The sequence below is a fragment of the Micromonospora sp. MA102 genome (assembly GCF_025460765.1).
Taxonomy (GTDB): Bacteria; Actinomycetota; Actinomycetes; order Mycobacteriales; family Micromonosporaceae; genus Micromonospora; species Micromonospora halotolerans.
This window is the reverse complement of record NZ_JAMWEG010000003.1, coordinates 654,170-668,961: the sequence shown is the minus strand read 5'-3', so window position 1 is coordinate 668,961 and position 14,792 is coordinate 654,170. Positions and strand designations below refer to the sequence as shown.

At 71.0% G+C, this 14,792-nt stretch carries 12 protein-coding genes; 6 read left to right on the top strand and 6 right to left on the bottom strand.

The features are described from left to right. Positions 1–76 precede the first annotated feature (76 nt). Positions 77–1,027: a malate dehydrogenase gene (gene mdh, locus NFX44_RS09750; RefSeq protein WP_262283153.1), complete on the bottom strand. Its 951-nt coding sequence runs from the start codon at positions 1,025–1,027 to the stop codon at positions 77–79. A 99-nt stretch (positions 1,028–1,126) separates the two neighbouring features. After that, positions 1,127–1,990 (bottom strand): bifunctional methylenetetrahydrofolate dehydrogenase/methenyltetrahydrofolate cyclohydrolase, encoded by an 864-nt coding sequence (locus NFX44_RS09745; RefSeq protein ID WP_262283152.1) that lies wholly within the window; start codon positions 1,988–1,990, stop codon positions 1,127–1,129. Positions 1,991–2,401: 411 nt separating this feature from the next. Between NFX44_RS09745 and NFX44_RS09740 the strand changes: the two genes are divergently transcribed. The 5 genes from NFX44_RS09740 (at position 2,402) to NFX44_RS09720 (ending at position 8,183) form a co-directional block, all read left to right on the top strand. Beyond that, positions 2,402–4,009, top strand: a complete 1,608-nt coding sequence (locus NFX44_RS09740) for an ABC transporter substrate-binding protein (RefSeq protein ID WP_262283151.1) — start codon at positions 2,402–2,404, stop codon at positions 4,007–4,009. A 149-nt stretch (positions 4,010–4,158) separates the two neighbouring features. Further along, positions 4,159–5,097, top strand: coding sequence for an ABC transporter permease (locus tag NFX44_RS09735; protein ID WP_262283150.1), 939 nt, complete (start codon positions 4,159–4,161; stop codon positions 5,095–5,097). Positions 5,098–5,169: 72 nt separating this feature from the next. After that, positions 5,170–6,126 carry an ABC transporter permease gene (locus tag NFX44_RS09730; RefSeq protein WP_262283149.1) on the top strand — a complete coding sequence of 319 codons (957 nt, stop codon included), beginning with the start codon at positions 5,170–5,172 and terminating at the stop codon, positions 6,124–6,126. 7 nt (positions 6,127–6,133) lie between these two features. Next, entirely contained in the window at positions 6,134–7,171 is a 1,038-nt protein-coding gene (locus NFX44_RS09725; RefSeq protein ID WP_262283148.1) for an ABC transporter ATP-binding protein, read from the top strand. Beyond that, positions 7,155–8,183, top strand: coding sequence for an ABC transporter ATP-binding protein (locus NFX44_RS09720; protein WP_262283147.1), 1,029 nt, complete (start codon positions 7,155–7,157; stop codon positions 8,181–8,183). Before NFX44_RS09725 ends, NFX44_RS09720 begins: the two co-directional genes overlap by 17 nt. A gap of 68 nt (positions 8,184–8,251) precedes the next feature. Here NFX44_RS09720 and NFX44_RS09715 read toward each other — a convergent pair whose 3' ends face one another. The 4 genes from NFX44_RS09715 to purN form a co-directional block, all read right to left on the bottom strand. Further along, a complete protein-coding gene (locus NFX44_RS09715) occupies positions 8,252–10,885 on the bottom strand; it encodes a glycosyl hydrolase (RefSeq protein ID WP_262283146.1) in 2,634 nt (877 codons plus the stop codon). Between the two features lie 175 nt (positions 10,886–11,060). After that, the gene (locus tag NFX44_RS09710; protein ID WP_262283145.1) at positions 11,061–11,480 is read right to left on the bottom strand and encodes a hypothetical protein; all 420 of its coding nucleotides are present in this window, start codon (positions 11,478–11,480) and stop codon (positions 11,061–11,063) included. A gap of 259 nt (positions 11,481–11,739) precedes the next feature. After that, positions 11,740–13,311: a bifunctional phosphoribosylaminoimidazolecarboxamide formyltransferase/IMP cyclohydrolase gene (gene purH / locus NFX44_RS09705; protein ID WP_262283144.1), complete on the bottom strand. Its 1,572-nt coding sequence runs from the start codon at positions 13,309–13,311 to the stop codon at positions 11,740–11,742. Beyond that, entirely contained in the window at positions 13,308–13,928 is a 621-nt protein-coding gene (purN, locus tag NFX44_RS09700; RefSeq protein WP_262283143.1) for a phosphoribosylglycinamide formyltransferase, read from the bottom strand. Before purN ends, purH begins: the two co-directional genes overlap by 4 nt. 251 nt (positions 13,929–14,179) lie before the next feature. Here purN and NFX44_RS09695 point away from each other — a divergent pair, with 251 nt between their 5' ends. Then, a complete protein-coding gene (locus tag NFX44_RS09695; RefSeq protein WP_262283142.1) occupies positions 14,180–14,791 on the top strand; it encodes a DUF4190 domain-containing protein in 612 nt (203 codons plus the stop codon). Position 14,792 lies beyond the last annotated feature (1 nt).

The window sequence follows — 14,792 nt, the reverse complement described above, 5'->3', positions numbered from 1 at the left end:
GGGAAAGGGTCGGGATGTGCGGAGGGGCGGGTCGGCGTCAGCCGGCCCGCCCCTCCGGGGTGGTTCGTTCTCGGGGTCACATGTTGGCTACGTCGGCCTGCTTGGCGCGGACGGCCTCGGCGGCCGCCTTGAGGGCGGCCAGCTCGTCGGCGTCCAGGTCGGTCTCGACGACCCGCTTGACGCCCTCGGCGCCGATCTCGGCCTCGACGCCCAGGTAGACGCCGGAGATGCCGTACTGCCCGTCGACCCAGGCGCAGACCGGCATGACCTCGCCGGAGTCCTCGGCGACGGCCTTGGCCATCCGGGCGGCGGCGGCCGACGGGGCGTAGTACGCCGAGCCGGTCTTCAGCAGCGCGACGACCTCGGCGCCACCGTTGCGGGTCTTGACGACCAGCTCCTCGATCTGCTCGGCCGGCATGGCCTCACGCAGCGGCTTGCCGTTCACGGTGCTCTTCGACGGGACCGGCACCATGGTGTCGCCGTGCGAACCGAGGGTCAGGGTCTTCACCGACTTCACCGGTACGTTCAGCGCCTCGGCCACGAAGTTGGTGAACCGGGCGGTGTCCAGCATGCCGGCCTGGCCGAGCACCCGGTTCTTCGGGAACTGGGTGGCGAGCTGGGCCAGCGCGGTCATCTCGTCGAGCGGGTTGGAGACGACGATGACGACGGCGTTCGGGGCGTACTTGGCCACGTTCTCGGCGACCTGCCGGACGATCTTGGCGTTGGTCTCCAGCAGGTCCATCCGGCTCATGCCCGGCTTGCGGGGCAGGCCGGCGGTGATGACGACGACGTCGGAGCCCTCGATGGCCTCGTAGCCCTCGCCGTTCGGCCCGGTGGTGACGCCGACGACCTTGGTCTCGAAGCCCTCGACGGCGCGGGACTGGTTGAGGTCCAGCGCGAGACCCGCCGGCTTGCCCTCCACGATGTCGGTGATCACGACGGTGTCGAAGACGTCGTACTCGGCCAGGCGCTGTGCGGTGGTGGAGCCGTAGAAGCCGGCCCCGACGACAGTGACCTTCTTACCCATGGTCGTCCCACTCCCTGATACCAGTCGGTTTTCCGGACCGTATCAGCCATCCTGGCACCGATCGGGCCAGGGGCGGACGGTTATGACATGCCTGGGCGGTCAGTCCTGCCGCTCCGCCCGCTCCACGACGTTGGTCAGCAGCATGGCCCGGGTCATCGGACCGACCCCGCCGGGCATCGGCACCAGCTTGCCGGCCACCTCCACCACCTCCGGGTCGACGTCGCCGGTGTAGCGGCCCTTGCCGTCGGCCCCGATCACCCGGGTGATGCCCACGTCGACCACTGTCGCGCCCGGGTTGACCATGTCGACCGTGAGCAGCCCCGGCACGCCGGCCGCGACGATGACGATGTCGGCCTCACGGGTCTGCGCCGCGAGGTCCAGGGTGCCGGTGTGGCAGAGGGTCACGGTGGCGTTCTCGCTGCGCCTGGTGAGCAGCAGGCCGAGCGGCCGGCCCACGGTGTTGCCCCGGCCGACCAGCGCGACCTTCGCGCCGCGCAGCGGCACGTCGTGCCGGCGGAGCAGCTCGACGATGCCGCGCGGGGTGCAGGGCAGCGGGGCGTCGTAGCCGAGCACGAGCCGGCCCAGGTTGACCGGGTGCAGGCCGTCCGCGTCCTTGTCCGGGTCGATCATCTCCAGCGCCCGCTGGGTGTCCAGGTGGGCCGGGAGCGGCAGCTGGACGATGTAGCCGTGGCAGCCCGGGTCGGCGTTCAGCTCGGTCAGCACCGCGTCGAGCTGCTCCTGGGTGGCGTCGGCGGGCAGCTCGCGACGGATCGAGGCGATGCCCACCTCGGCGCAGTCGCGGTGCTTGCCGTTGACGTACGCCTGGGAGCCGGGGTCCTCGCCCACCAGGACGGTGCCGAGCCCCGGGGTGATGCCGCGCTCCGCCAGCGCCTTGACCCGTGTCCGCAGTTCGTCCTTGATCTCCGCCGCGGTCGCCTTGCCGTCCAGGATCGTCGCCGTCACGACTGGATCGTCTCACGCCCCGCGCCCGGCCGGCCGACGACGGCGAAGGGTGACGATCCGTGGCGTGGGTTAAGTCACGGAGAGTCACAGAATGTGCATTCGGCCACACCGGGATACGGACAGCCGGGCCCGCACGGGACGGGCGGGACAGCACCGGCGCATCCGCCCGAGCGGTTGGCCATCCCACCGGACGGCGCGGCGGGGCGGCGGAGAGGCCCTGGCTGCTGGCTTGACGTGGCATCTCGTTAGCACGCCGGTCCGGCAACGACAACCCGGTGCACCACGATCCGTTACCGGTTCGCAACGCCTCCGTTGTCGATGGGGTCGAGCGCGACCTACCGTTGCCGCTCGTTGCGCAGTGTCACCCAACGCCGGGCCCGACTGCGCAGCGTGAGGAGATGAGGAGAGTTCATGCGCGTTCGTAGACTCGCCGCCTGGACCGCCCTCCCGCTCGTGGTGACGCTGGGCCTGGCGGCCTGCGGCAGCGGGGGGAACGGCGGATCGAGCGGCAGCGGCCAGGATGCGGCGGTCAGTATCCAGATCGCCGAGCCGCAGCATCTGGTTCCCACCAACACCACCGAAACGTCCGGCTCGCAGGTGCTCGCCGGCCTGTTCAGCCCGCTCGTCGACTACGACGCGCAGAACAAGCCGTACGAGGTCGCCGCCAAGTCGGTGACGCCGTCCGACGGCAACAAGGTCTGGACGATCCAGCTCAAGGACGGGTTCACCTTCCACAACGGTGAGAAGGTCACGTCCGACGACTACATCAACGCCTGGAACTACGGCGCGTACGCGCCCAACGGCCAGGGCGGCAGCTACTTCTTCGAGAAGATCGCGGGCTACCAGGACCTGCAGGGCGAGAAGCCGAAGGCCAAGACGATGTCCGGCCTGAAGAAGGTCGACGACCTGACCTTCCAGGTGACGCTCTCCGACCCGTACATCGACTTCAAGTCGATGCTCGGCTACACCGCGTTCTACCCGCTGCCGAAGGCCGCGTTCTCCGCGCCGGGCGTGCTCAACGACTCGTACGAGCAGGCGCCGATCGGCCAGGGCCCGTTCAAGATGAAGGGCTCCTGGCAGCACGACAGCAAGCTCGACGTCGAGCGCTACGACGCCTACCCGGGCGAGAAGCCCAAGGTGAAGGACGTCGAGTTCCGCGTCTACCAGCAGCTCACGGCGGCGTACTCGGACCTGCAGTCGGACAACCTCGACGTGCTGCCGACGATCCCGACCGAGAACCTGAGCACCGCGCCGACCGACCTGGGCGACAACTACCAGACCAGCCCGATGTCGTCGTTCCAGTTCCTGGCCTTCCCCACCTTCGAGAAGGACTACAGCAACCCGGACGTGCGCAAGGCGATCTCGATGGCGATCGACCGTGACGAGATCACCAAGTCGATCTTCAAGGGTTCGCAGCAGTCGGCCCGCTCGTTCGTCTCGCCGGTCCTGCCGGGCTACCGGGACAACACGACGGGCGCCGCGGGTCAGTTCAACCCGGCCGAGGCCAAGAAGCTCTACCAGGCCGCCGGCGGCCCGTCGAAGATCACCATCTCCTACAACGGGGACGGCGGTCACAAGGACTGGGTCGACGCGACCTGCAACCAGCTCAAGGCCAACCTGGGCGTCGACTGCGTCGGCTCGGCCGAGCCGAAGTTCGCCGACCTGCTGACCAAGGTCGAGAAGAAGCAGCCGGTGGGTCTGTTCCGCATGGGCTGGGTCATGGACTACCCGTCCATGGAGGACTACCTCGGCCCGCTGTACAGCACCAACGGTTCGTCGAACTACTACGGCTACAGCAACCCGGAGTTCGACCGCCTGGTCAAGGAGGGCGCTGCCGCGCCCACCGAGGAAGAGGCGATCAAGAAGTACCAGCAGGCCGAGGACATCCTGGCCAAGGACATGCCGGTGATCCCGCTCCGCTTCGGCGAGAACGTGTACGGGCACTCCAGCAAGGTGAAGAACGTCCAGATGGACCTGTTCCAGCGGGTCAACCTCGTCAAGATCGAGGCGGCCAGCTGACCTGACCGCGGCACGGGCCACCCGGGGCGACCCGGGTGGCCCGGACCACGTGTCGGTCCAGGCCGGGGGCAGCACCGGCCGGCAATTTCCGGTACGCCAGAGATGTCATCCCGCGCCCCTTTCGCGCTTTTCCGGAGAGACTGGCAAGCATGTTCCGCTTCATCCTGCGGCGCCTCCTGCAGATGGTCCTCGCGTTCTTCGGGACCACGCTGATCGTCTACGCGCTGATGTTCGCCGGGCAGGGCGACCCGATCCAGGCCCTCGCCGGGGAGCGGCCGGTGACGGCGGCCCAGCGGGCATACCTGACGCAGAAGTACCACCTCGACCAGACCGGCGTGGGTGGCTTCTTCTACCGCTACCTCGACTACGTCAAGAACCTGCTTCAGGGCGACCTCGGCCAGTCGCTCACCGGCCGGCAGATCGGCGACATCCTCCAGCAGGCCTGGCCGGTCACGGTGCGGCTCGCGCTCATCGCGCTCGCCGTCGCCATCGTCTTCGGCGTCACCGCCGGCGTGATCGCCGGCATCCGGCGGGCCGGCATCTTCGACAACTCGACGCTGGTGCTCACCCTGCTGGTGCTGGGCATCCCGACCATCGTCCTGGCACCGCTCGCGCAGTACTTCCTCGGCGTCAAGTGGCAGCTCTTCCCGCCCACCGCCGGGACCCAACCGAGCTTCTACGCGCTGCTGCTGCCCGGCATCGTGCTCGGCTCGTTGTCGCTGGCCACCGCCCTGCGGCTGACCCGTACCTCGGTGGCGGAGAACCTGCGCGCCGACTACGTCCGGACCGCCCGGTCGAAGGGCCTGGTCAAGCGCCGGATCGTCAGCGTGCACGTGCTGCGCAACTCGCTCATCCCGGTGGTCACCTTCCTCGGCGTCGAGCTGGGCAACCTGATGAGCGGCGCGATCATCACCGAGGGCGTGTTCAACATCCCCGGTGTCGGCTTCAACCTGTTCCGCGGCATCCGCACGGAGGACGGCCCACTGGTGGTGGGCATCGTCAGCGTGCTCGTCGTGGTCTACCTGATCTCCAACCTGGTGGTGGACGTCCTGTACGCCGTACTCGACCCGAGGATCCGCTATGAGTGAGCGCAGCGAACGAATCATCAACGCAGCGTGCCGGGTCGCTCGTGACCGCGCCGAGCGGAGCGAGGTGCGGGCATGAGCGACTTCGAGACCGTCGCGGCGACGGAGAACCAGGCCGCGCGGCGGGGTGTCTCCGGCGAGCCGGGCGCACCCAACCAGGTCGGGGAGGCGCAGAAGCCGCGCAGCCTGGCCGGCGACGCCTGGCGGGACCTGCGCGGCAACCCGATCTTCTGGGTCAGCCTGGGCCTGGTCGTGCTCATCACCGCGATGGCCGCGGTGCCGTCCGTGTTCACCGCCAACGATCCGCGTGACTGCCTGCTCTCCCGGCAGCACGCCGGGCCGTCCGGCGGGGCCATCTTCGGGTACGACTTCCAGGGCTGTGACGTCTACGCCCGGGCGGTCTACGGCACCCGGGCCTCGCTGCTGGTGGGTGCCCTCGCCGCGCTGGCCACCGGCGTGATCGCGCTGATCGTCGGCATGCTCGCCGGCTACTTCGGCGGCTGGGTGGACGCGGTGCTCTCCCGCGTGATCGACATCGTGCTCGGCATCCCGCTGCTGCTCGCCGCGATCGTGCTGCTCAAGCGGCTGAGCACCAGCAGCGACAACGTCCGGCTGTTCGCGGTGATCTTCGTGCTGGCGGTCCTCGGCTGGACCACCGCGGCACGGGTGGTCCGCTCGTCGGTGATCACCGCCAAGGAGCAGGACTACGTCGCCGCCGCCCGGATGCTCGGCGCCCGCAACGGCCGGATCATGTGGCGGCACATCCTGCCGAACGCGCTCGCCCCGGCGATCGTGGTGCTCACCATCGCGCTCGGCTCGTTCATCGCCGCCGAGGCGACGCTGAGCTTCCTCGGCATCGGCCTGAAGGCCCCGACCATCTCGTGGGGCCAGGACATCGACACGGGCCGGATCCACATGCGTGAGGCGGCGACCCCGCTGATCGCGCCCTCCGCCTTCCTGGCGCTGACCGTCCTCGCCTTCATCATGCTGGGCGACGCGATCCGCGACGCCTTCGACCCGAAGCTGCGGTGAGAACCTCATGACCCAGTCCGCGGTCCGGCCCACGCCGGCCTCCCCCACCCCGCCCGGTGGCCACCTGCTCGAGGTACGGGACCTGCACGTCGAGTTCCGCACGACCGAGGGCGTGGCCAAGGTGATCAACGGGGTGAGCTACCACCTCGACGCGGGCGAGACCCTGGCCGTGCTCGGCGAGTCCGGCTCCGGCAAGTCGGTCACCGCCCAGGCGATCATGGGCATCCTGGACACGCCCCCGGCGCACGTCCGCTCCGGCCAGATCCTCTACCAGGGCCGGGACCTGCTGACCCAGTCGGAGGAGCAGCGCCGGCAGGTGCGCGGCAAGGAGATCGCGATGATCTTCCAGGACGCGCTCTCCGCGTTGAACCCGGTCTTCCCGGTCGGCTGGCAGATCGGCGAGACGCTGCGCCAGCGGGAGGGGATGTCCCGGGCCGACGCCCGCCGGCGGGCCGTCGAGCTGATGGACCTCGTGAAGATCCCGGCCGCGGCGAAGCGGCTCGGCGACTACCCGCACCAGTTCTCCGGGGGCATGCGGCAGCGCGTCATGATCGCCATGGCGCTCGCCCTGGACCCGAAGGTGCTCATCGCCGACGAGCCGACCACGGCGCTCGACGTCACCGTGCAGGCCCAGATCATGGACCTGCTGGCCGACCTGCGCCGCGACCTGAACATGGCGATGATCCTGATCACCCACGACCTCGGCGTGGTCGCCGGCGTCGCGGACCGCATCGCCGTCATGTACGCCGGCCGGATCGTCGAGCACGCCGACGTGCGCTCGCTGTACCGGGCGCCGGCCCACCCGTACACCAAGGGGTTGCTGGAGTCGATCCCGCGCCTGGACGTCCGCGGCCAGGCCCTGTCGACGATCAAGGGGTTGCCGCCGAACCTCATGCGGATCCCCTCCGGCTGCCCGTTCCACCCCCGGTGCCCGTACGTGCAGCAGGTCTGCGTGGACGTGGTGCCGCACGACCTGGTCCTCGGCGACGGCCGGACCAGCGCGTGCCACTTCGCGCAGGAGGTCCGTGATGACAGCGCCCGCTAGCCCGACCAAGGTCCGCGGCGAGACCATCCTCTCCGTCGACAACGTGGTCAAGCACTTCCCGATCAGCCAGGGGGTGCTGTTCAAGAAGCAGATCGGCGCGGTCAAGGCCGTCGACGGGGTGAGCTTCGAGCTGCGCCGGGGCGAGACCCTCGGCGTGGTCGGCGAGTCCGGCTGCGGCAAGTCGACGCTGGCCCGGCTGCTCATGCGCCTGGAGACGCCGACCTCCGGCCGGGCCACCCTGGAGGGCCGGGACCTGTTCAAGGCGTCCGGCTCGGAGCTGCGCCGGCTGCGCCGCAACATGCAGATGGTGATGCAGGACCCGTACACCTCGCTGAACCCGCGGATGACGGTCGGCGACATCATCGGTGAGCCGTTCCAGATCCACCCGGAGGCGGCCCCGAAGGGCAGCCGGCAGCGGCGCGTGCAGGAGCTGCTGGACGTGGTCGGGCTCAACCCCGAGCACATCAACCGCTACCCGCACCAGTTCTCCGGCGGCCAGCGGCAGCGCATCGGGATCGCCCGGGCGCTGGCCCTGCGCCCCGAGATCATCGTCTGCGACGAGCCGGTGTCCGCCCTGGACGTCTCCATCCAGGCCCAGGTGATCAACCTGCTGGAGCAGCTCCAGGACGAGTTCGGGCTGTCGTACATCTTCATCGCGCACGACCTGTCGGTGGTCCGGCACATCTCGGACCGCGTGGCGGTCATGTACCTCGGCAAGATCGTGGAGATCGGCACCGAGGAGGAGATCTACGAGCGGGCCACCCACCCGTACACCCAGGCGCTGCTCTCCGCGGTGCCGGTGCCCGACCCGGACGCCCGCGAGGACCGGACCATCATCCGGCTCACCGGTGACGTGCCCAGCCCGGCCGACCCGCCCTCGGGCTGCCGGTTCCGCACCCGCTGCTGGAAGGCGCAGGAGGTCTGCGCCACCCAGGAGCCGCTCACGGTGCGCCGCGCGGCCGACCCGCACCCCTCGGCCTGCCACTTCGCCGAGGTACGCCCCGGCGCCTGACCCCGAGCACGACGGAGGCCCCGTCCCCCGGAGGAAGGGGGGACGGGGCCTCCGCACGGGGTGCCCGGTCAGAGCTGGGCGAGGTCGAACGCCCAGATGCCGCGGCCGTGGGTCGCGACGTAGACCGAGTTGTCGGCCGCGTTGTACTCGACGTCCATGCCGACGGTCAGCGGCAGGCCGGCGCCGAGCCGCTGCCAGTCGGTGGCGCCGGGTGCGCGGTAGAACGTGGCCAGGTCGGTGGCGAGCACCAGACCGCCGTTGGACAGCTCCTTGATCGAGCTGGCCGGGACGTCCGGCAGGTTCGCCGAGACGTCCTTCCAGGTCGCGCCCGCGTCGCTGGTCTCGAAGACGTGACCGAAGCCGGCGCCCGGCCCCTCGGTGAACCGGCGGGAGAAGCCGTTCACCGCGAGGTAGGCGTGCGACGGGTTCGCCGGGTCGATCCCGACGCCCTGGAGGAACCGGTTGGGGAAGTCACCCGGCAGGGCGACCTGGTGCCAGCTCGACGGGTCGGTGACCTTGCCGACCGCGAGGCCCCGGGCGAAGCCCGCGTTGTTGCATGGGCCGCACCAGCCGACGTACGCCGTGCCGCCGGACACCGCCACCGAGGTGGCGGTGTGGCCGGCGCCCAGGTCGAACACGTTGGTCCAGCCCTTGCCGTTCTGGATCGAGTAGCCCTTGGTGTTGACCCAGACGTGCTGGCCACCGGCGACCCAGACGTTCGCGTCGTGGTCGTCGGGCGCGAACGGCGCGATGAACCGGGCCAGCTCGTCGCCGGGCGCGCCCGTGTACGGCTGGATGTCCCGCGAGGTGGAGTCCGCCTGGGTGCCCGAGCCGGTGTTGGCGTTGCAGTTCTCGGTCACCCGCATGGCCAGGTTGGTGTACTCCTGGACCTGCCGGCAGCCGTTCGCCGGATCGGCCTGGGAGTCGCCGCCGTCACCGCCGAAGTGCGAGCCCATCTGGGTGTCGCCGGGGCGCAGGATCGAGGCGCCGTTGTCCTGCAGACCGCCGGAGACGACAGTGCCGGCCCTGGCCGGGTCCCTGCCCAGCGCCACCGAGTAGTACTGGAGCGCGTCGATGGTCCCGTCGTTGAGGCTCTGCCAGTCGGTGGCGTGCCCGTCCCTGTCGGTCTTTCCGTTGATCGGCCGCCGGTAGACGCCGCCGTCGTTGCCGACGTAGACGAAGCCGTTGCCCACGGCCACCGAGTGCTGGTCGGAGTGGGTGGTCTTGTTGCAGGTGTTCTGGGCGTCGTGGATGTTCCAGCAGGAGAAGTTGAAGTTCCAGTACGGGCCGACCGTCTTCCAGTTGGCACCGGCGTCGGTCGACTCGTAGACCTCCTCCAGGCCCGCCCAGACGTGGTTCGGGTTGGCCGGGTCCACCGCCAGGAACTGGTTGTACCAGGCCTGGATGCCCGGACCGTAGCCCTTGCCCATCACGGTCTGCTTGAGCGCCGAGCCGGAGTTGCCCAGCTTCGACGAGTCGGCGATCTTGTTCCAGGGGCCGGCCGGGTTGCCGGTGTTGGAGACGTAGATGCCGTCCAGGTAGCTGTTCACGTTGCCGGCCGGCTTGTTGAGCAGCCGCGGCGACTGGTTGATCGCGTACAGCTTGCCGCCGTCGGCGGAGAAGGCGAACGTCACGTAGCCGATGTCGTCGGCCGGCATGGCGCCGGTCGGGTTGACCTTCGTCCAGCCGCCGGCCGTGTAGTCGACCGTCTCGTAGAAGCCGTTGTAGGTGTCGCCGGACCGCCAGGCCGAGGCGACCACCACGTGCTTCGGGTTGCGCGGGTCCTGGGCCACGTCGTTGACGATGTTCTTGTACGCGGCGTTCGCGTCACCGGCGTTCGCCCCGCCCGGCAGGTAGCTCGGGTTCGGCGTGAACTCCAGCTTCCAGGCGCCCGAGGTGCTGCCCATCGCGTGCGAGAACAGGCCCCGGTTGGTGGCGACCCAGACCTTGCCGTCGAAGAAGCGCAGCTTGTTGATGACCGTGCTCTCCAGCTCGGTCCCGCCGACCCGGTCGGTCGTCTTGAACGCGCCGGACTTCGGGTTGGCCAGCCGGTAGACGCCGGCGCCGACGTACGAGGTGCCGCCCGTGTTGCCTTCGCCGGTCGCGTACCAGAGCGAACCGTCGCCGGCCAGCACGACGTCGCCGCTGGACAGGGTGGGCAGCGCATCCGTGATCGGCGTCCAGCTCCCGCCGCCGATCGAGGAACGCCACACGCCGCCGTCCGCGCCGGCCGCGTACACGTGGCCGCTGTTGTCCGACGCGAGACCCGTGATCCGGCCGGTGACCAGGCCGGCACCCCCGGACGAGTTGGACGCGTAGTCGCGGTAGCGCGGGTCGTCGCCGTCGTACTTGATCTTCGTGACGTCACGCCAGGTGCCCTTTGTCGCCGGCAGCGCGTTGAGCTGGCTCAACGCGTTGGAATACGCCCCCGGCGCGACGATGCCCGGCGCGTAGCGGGCCTGCGCGAACTGCTCGGCGATGGTGCGCGCCTCGAAGGCCTCCTCGCCGGCCTCCTCCGACGACTCGCCGGCGGCCATCTCCATGAACTCTCTGGGGTGCCACGGCATGTTGGCGCCCGGCTCGTCGGCCAGGCCCAGTTTCTCCTGCACCTCGTGGTTGGTGGCGACCACGCCACCGAGCGCGGCGGTGAGTACCAGCGCGCCCGCTATTGTCGCCGGCCTGCGCCAGCGTGACTGGGACATGTGAATCCTCCCGGATTCGTGGGGTACCGGGCCCGCGGCCCGGGATGGAAGGCGATGAACGGATGGCGCGCGGTGGCGCGCCCGCCGCTGTCGGACGGTCACCGTCCGCAAGGGACCCTGGCCCGGCGGGACGCCCGGACGGACCTCGGGTCACGTCCGGCGGAGGCGGGCGGGGTCAGGCGGAGGCCGGTGGGCCGCGGGTGGCCAGGGTGCCGCGTGGCGGCAACGGGAGGGCCGGCTGCGGGCAGGCGATGGCGGCGGCCACCCACTCGGGCGTGCCGCCGACCCGTTGCTGCGCGGCCGGCAGGACGTCGTCCGGTCCGTCGCCGGCGATGACGCCGGCGCGGTGGTCACCGCAGGGTCCGCCGGAGAACTCCGTCCGCAGCTCCGACGGAGCGTCGCCGGGCGCGCGGGACGCGGCGGCGGCCCGTCCGTCCGGTGGGAGGACGGCGTGCCCGCCGTGGTCGATCGACCGGTGCGCGGCGGTGACCACCGCGCCCGGCTGATGGTTCTCCGCGCAGGCGGGCGCGCCCAGGCCGGCCAGGACGAACGCCACCGCGGCGACGACGGTGCTCAACCGGTCGACTGCGCGCATGGGCAAACCTGTCCGAGGGGGTGGCGCTCGAGCGGGCGGCGCGACGGCCGCGGGACGGGAGCGGATCGAGCAGAGAACGGGGAGGGTCGATCGCTTGCTGCCGGACAACGCTAGCAACAACTTTCACAACCCGGCAATGGTGGACAGTCGTCCTTTCGGCTGGTCAGCCGTCCACTCGTGACATCGCTCGGACCGCGGCGGGCAACACATGAAACAGGGGCGCGGCCGGTCGGCCGCGCCCCCGTCGGGTTCGTGGAGATCAGTGGAAGAAGTGCCGGGTGCCGGTGAGGTACATGGTCACCCCGGCCTCCTTGCAGGCGGCGATGGTCTCCTCGTCACGGATCGAGCCGCCGGGCTGGACGATCGCCCGGACGCCGGCCTCGATGAGGATCTTCGGGCCATCGGCGAACGGGAAGAACGCATCCGAGGCGCAGACCGAGCCGCGGGCGCGCTCGGCGCCGGCCCGGCTCACCGCGAGCTGCGCCGAGTCGACCCGGTTGACCTGGCCCATCCCGACGCCGACGGTGGCGCCCTCCCGGGCCAGCAGGATCGCGTTGCTCTTCACCGCCCGGACCGCCCGCCACGCGAACGCCAGGTCGCGGAGGGTGGCCTCGTCGGCCGCCTCGCCGGTGGCCAGCGTCCAGTTCGCCGGGTCGTCGCCGGCGGCGTCGATCCGGTCCCGCAGCTGCACCAGCACGCCGCCGGTGACCTGCCGCCACTCGGCCGGCAGCGGGTCGAACCCGGGGGCCCGCAGCAGGCGGATGTTCTTCTTCGCCCGGAGGACCTCCAGGGCGCCCTCGTCGAAGCCGGGCGCCACCAGCACCTCGGTGAAGATCTCCGCGACCTGCCGGGCCAGCTCCACCGAGACCGGCCGGTTGACCGCGATCACCCCGCCGTACGCGGACACCGGGTCGCAGGCGTGCGCCCGGCGGTGCGCCTCGGCCACGTCCGCCCCCACCGCGATGCCGCACGGGTTGGCGTGCTTGATGATCGCCACCGCCGGCTGCTCCGGGAAGTCGTTCGCGGCCCGCCAGGCGGCGTCTGCGTCGACGTAGTTGTTGTAGGACATCTCCTTGCCGTGCAGCTGCTCGGCCTGCGCGAGGCCGGCCGGGCTGGCCGGGTCGGCGTAGAGGGCGGCCGCCTGGTGCGGGTTCTCGCCGTAGCGCAGCACCGCCTGGCGGCGCAACGCCAGCCCGGCGAACGCCGGCCAGCCGTCGGCGGCCGGCGCCAGCTCCCGGGCGAACCACTCGGCGACGGCCACGTCGTAGTCGGCGATGTCCGCGAACGCGCGGGCCGCGAGGGCCCGGCGCTGCGCCAGGGTGAAGCCGCCCTCGGCGAGCGCGTCCCGCAGCGCCGGGTACGCCGCCGGGTCGGTCACCACGGCCACCGAGTCGTGGTTCTTGGCCGCGGCCCGGACCATCGCCGGACCGCCGATGTCGATCTGCTCGACGCACTCGTCCTGGCTCGCCCCGGAGGCGACCGTGGCCTGGAACGGGTAGAGGTTGGAGACCAGCAGGTCGATGCCGGCGATGCCGTGCTCGTCGAGCTGGGCGGCGTGCGCGTCCTTGCGCAGGTCGGCCAGGAGGCCGCCGTGGATCTTCGGGTGCAGCGTCTTCACCCGGCCGTCGAGGATCTCCGGGAAACCGGTCACCTGCTCGACCGGGGTCACCGGCACGCCCGCGCCGGAGATCGTCGACGCGGTGCTGCCGGTCGAGACGATCTCCACCCCCGCCTCGTGCAGGGCCCGGGCGAGCTCGACCAGCCCGGTCTTGTCGTAGACGCTGACCAGCGCCCGCTTGATCGGGCGACGGACGTCCCCAGTGGCACTCATGGAACGGTGACCTTTCTGCCGGTGATCGTCCAACCTTCACGAACCAGCCGACCGACCTGCTCGACGAGCTGGCGCCGCTCGGCGGACTTGATGCGCTCGGTGAGCGTCTCCTCGTCGTCGTCGTCCCGCACCGGCACGGCGACCTGGGCGACGATCGGCCCGGTGTCCATTCCGGCGTCGACGAAGAACAGGGTGGCCCCGGTGACCTTCACCCCGTACGCGAGCGCGTCCCGCGGGCCGTGGATGCCGGGGAACGCCGGCAGCAGGGTGTTGTGCGTGTTCAGGTAGCGGTCCCCGAACGCGGCCAGGAACTGCGGGCCGACAAGCTTGAGGAAACCGGCGCTGATGACCAGGTCCGGCCGGTGCTCGGCGACCCGGGCGGTCAGCGCCTTGTCCCAGTCCGCCCGGGTCGGGTGGTCCTTCACCCGCTCCACGAAGGTCGGCACGCCGGCCGCGGCGGCCCGGTCCAGGCCCGCGATCCCGTCGCGGTCGGCGCCCACGGCCACCACCCGGGCCCCGTACGCGGGGTCAGCGGCGGCGTCCAACAGGGCCTGGAGGTTGCTGCCGGAGCCGGAGACGAGGACGACGAGGCGGGCGACGGACGCGGGCTCGGTCACGCGGCAACCCTATCGGGCCTGCGGGGGCGTCCGACGCTCGGGCCGCGCCGCCGCTGGTGATCTCCCTCGTGGCGCCGGCACGATACGCTGCCGTCGCCCGGGGCGATGCGTACGCCCGGCCCCGGCGTCGGCATCGTGACTGACCTCGGTCCCGGGCCCGTGTGCCGCGGCGTCCCGTGTCCGGGCGGAATGATGAGCGGCGACAACCCGACCATGGACCGTTGACCCCCAGTTTGAGGAGCGCCCCGCACATGCAGCCCGGTTACCCCGGTCAGGACCCCCACGGCCAGCAGCCGAACCAGGACCCGACCTCCCCCCAGTACGACCCGTACGGCCAGCCGCAGGCCCCGCAGTACGGGCAGCCGCCGCAGGCCCCCCAGTACGGGCAGCAGCCCACCTCGGGGCAGCCGTACGGGCAGGACCCGTACGCCCAGCCGCCGCAGGCGCCGCAGTACGGCCAGCAGCCCACCTCGGGCCAGCCCTACGGCCAGCAGCCCACCTCCGGCCAGCCCTACGGCCAGGACCCGTACGCGCAGCAGCAGCCGTACGGCGCCGCGCCCCAGTACCCGCAGGCCGGCTACCCCACCGGCCAGGGCGGCCAGAACAACACGCTGGGCCTGGTGTCGATGATCCTCGGCATCGTGTCGATCCCGATGGTCTGCTGCCTCTACCTGGGTATCCCGATCGGCATCGCCGGTGTGGTCACCGGCTACCTGGCCAAGCAGAAGGCGGACCGCGGCGAGGCCAGCAACGCCGGCCAGGCCAAGGCCGGTCTCATCTGCGGCGCGGTCGGCGCCGGTCTGGGCATCCTGGTGTTCATCCTGGCCGTCGTCGCCAACGTGAACCTGCCGACCGAGCCCTGAT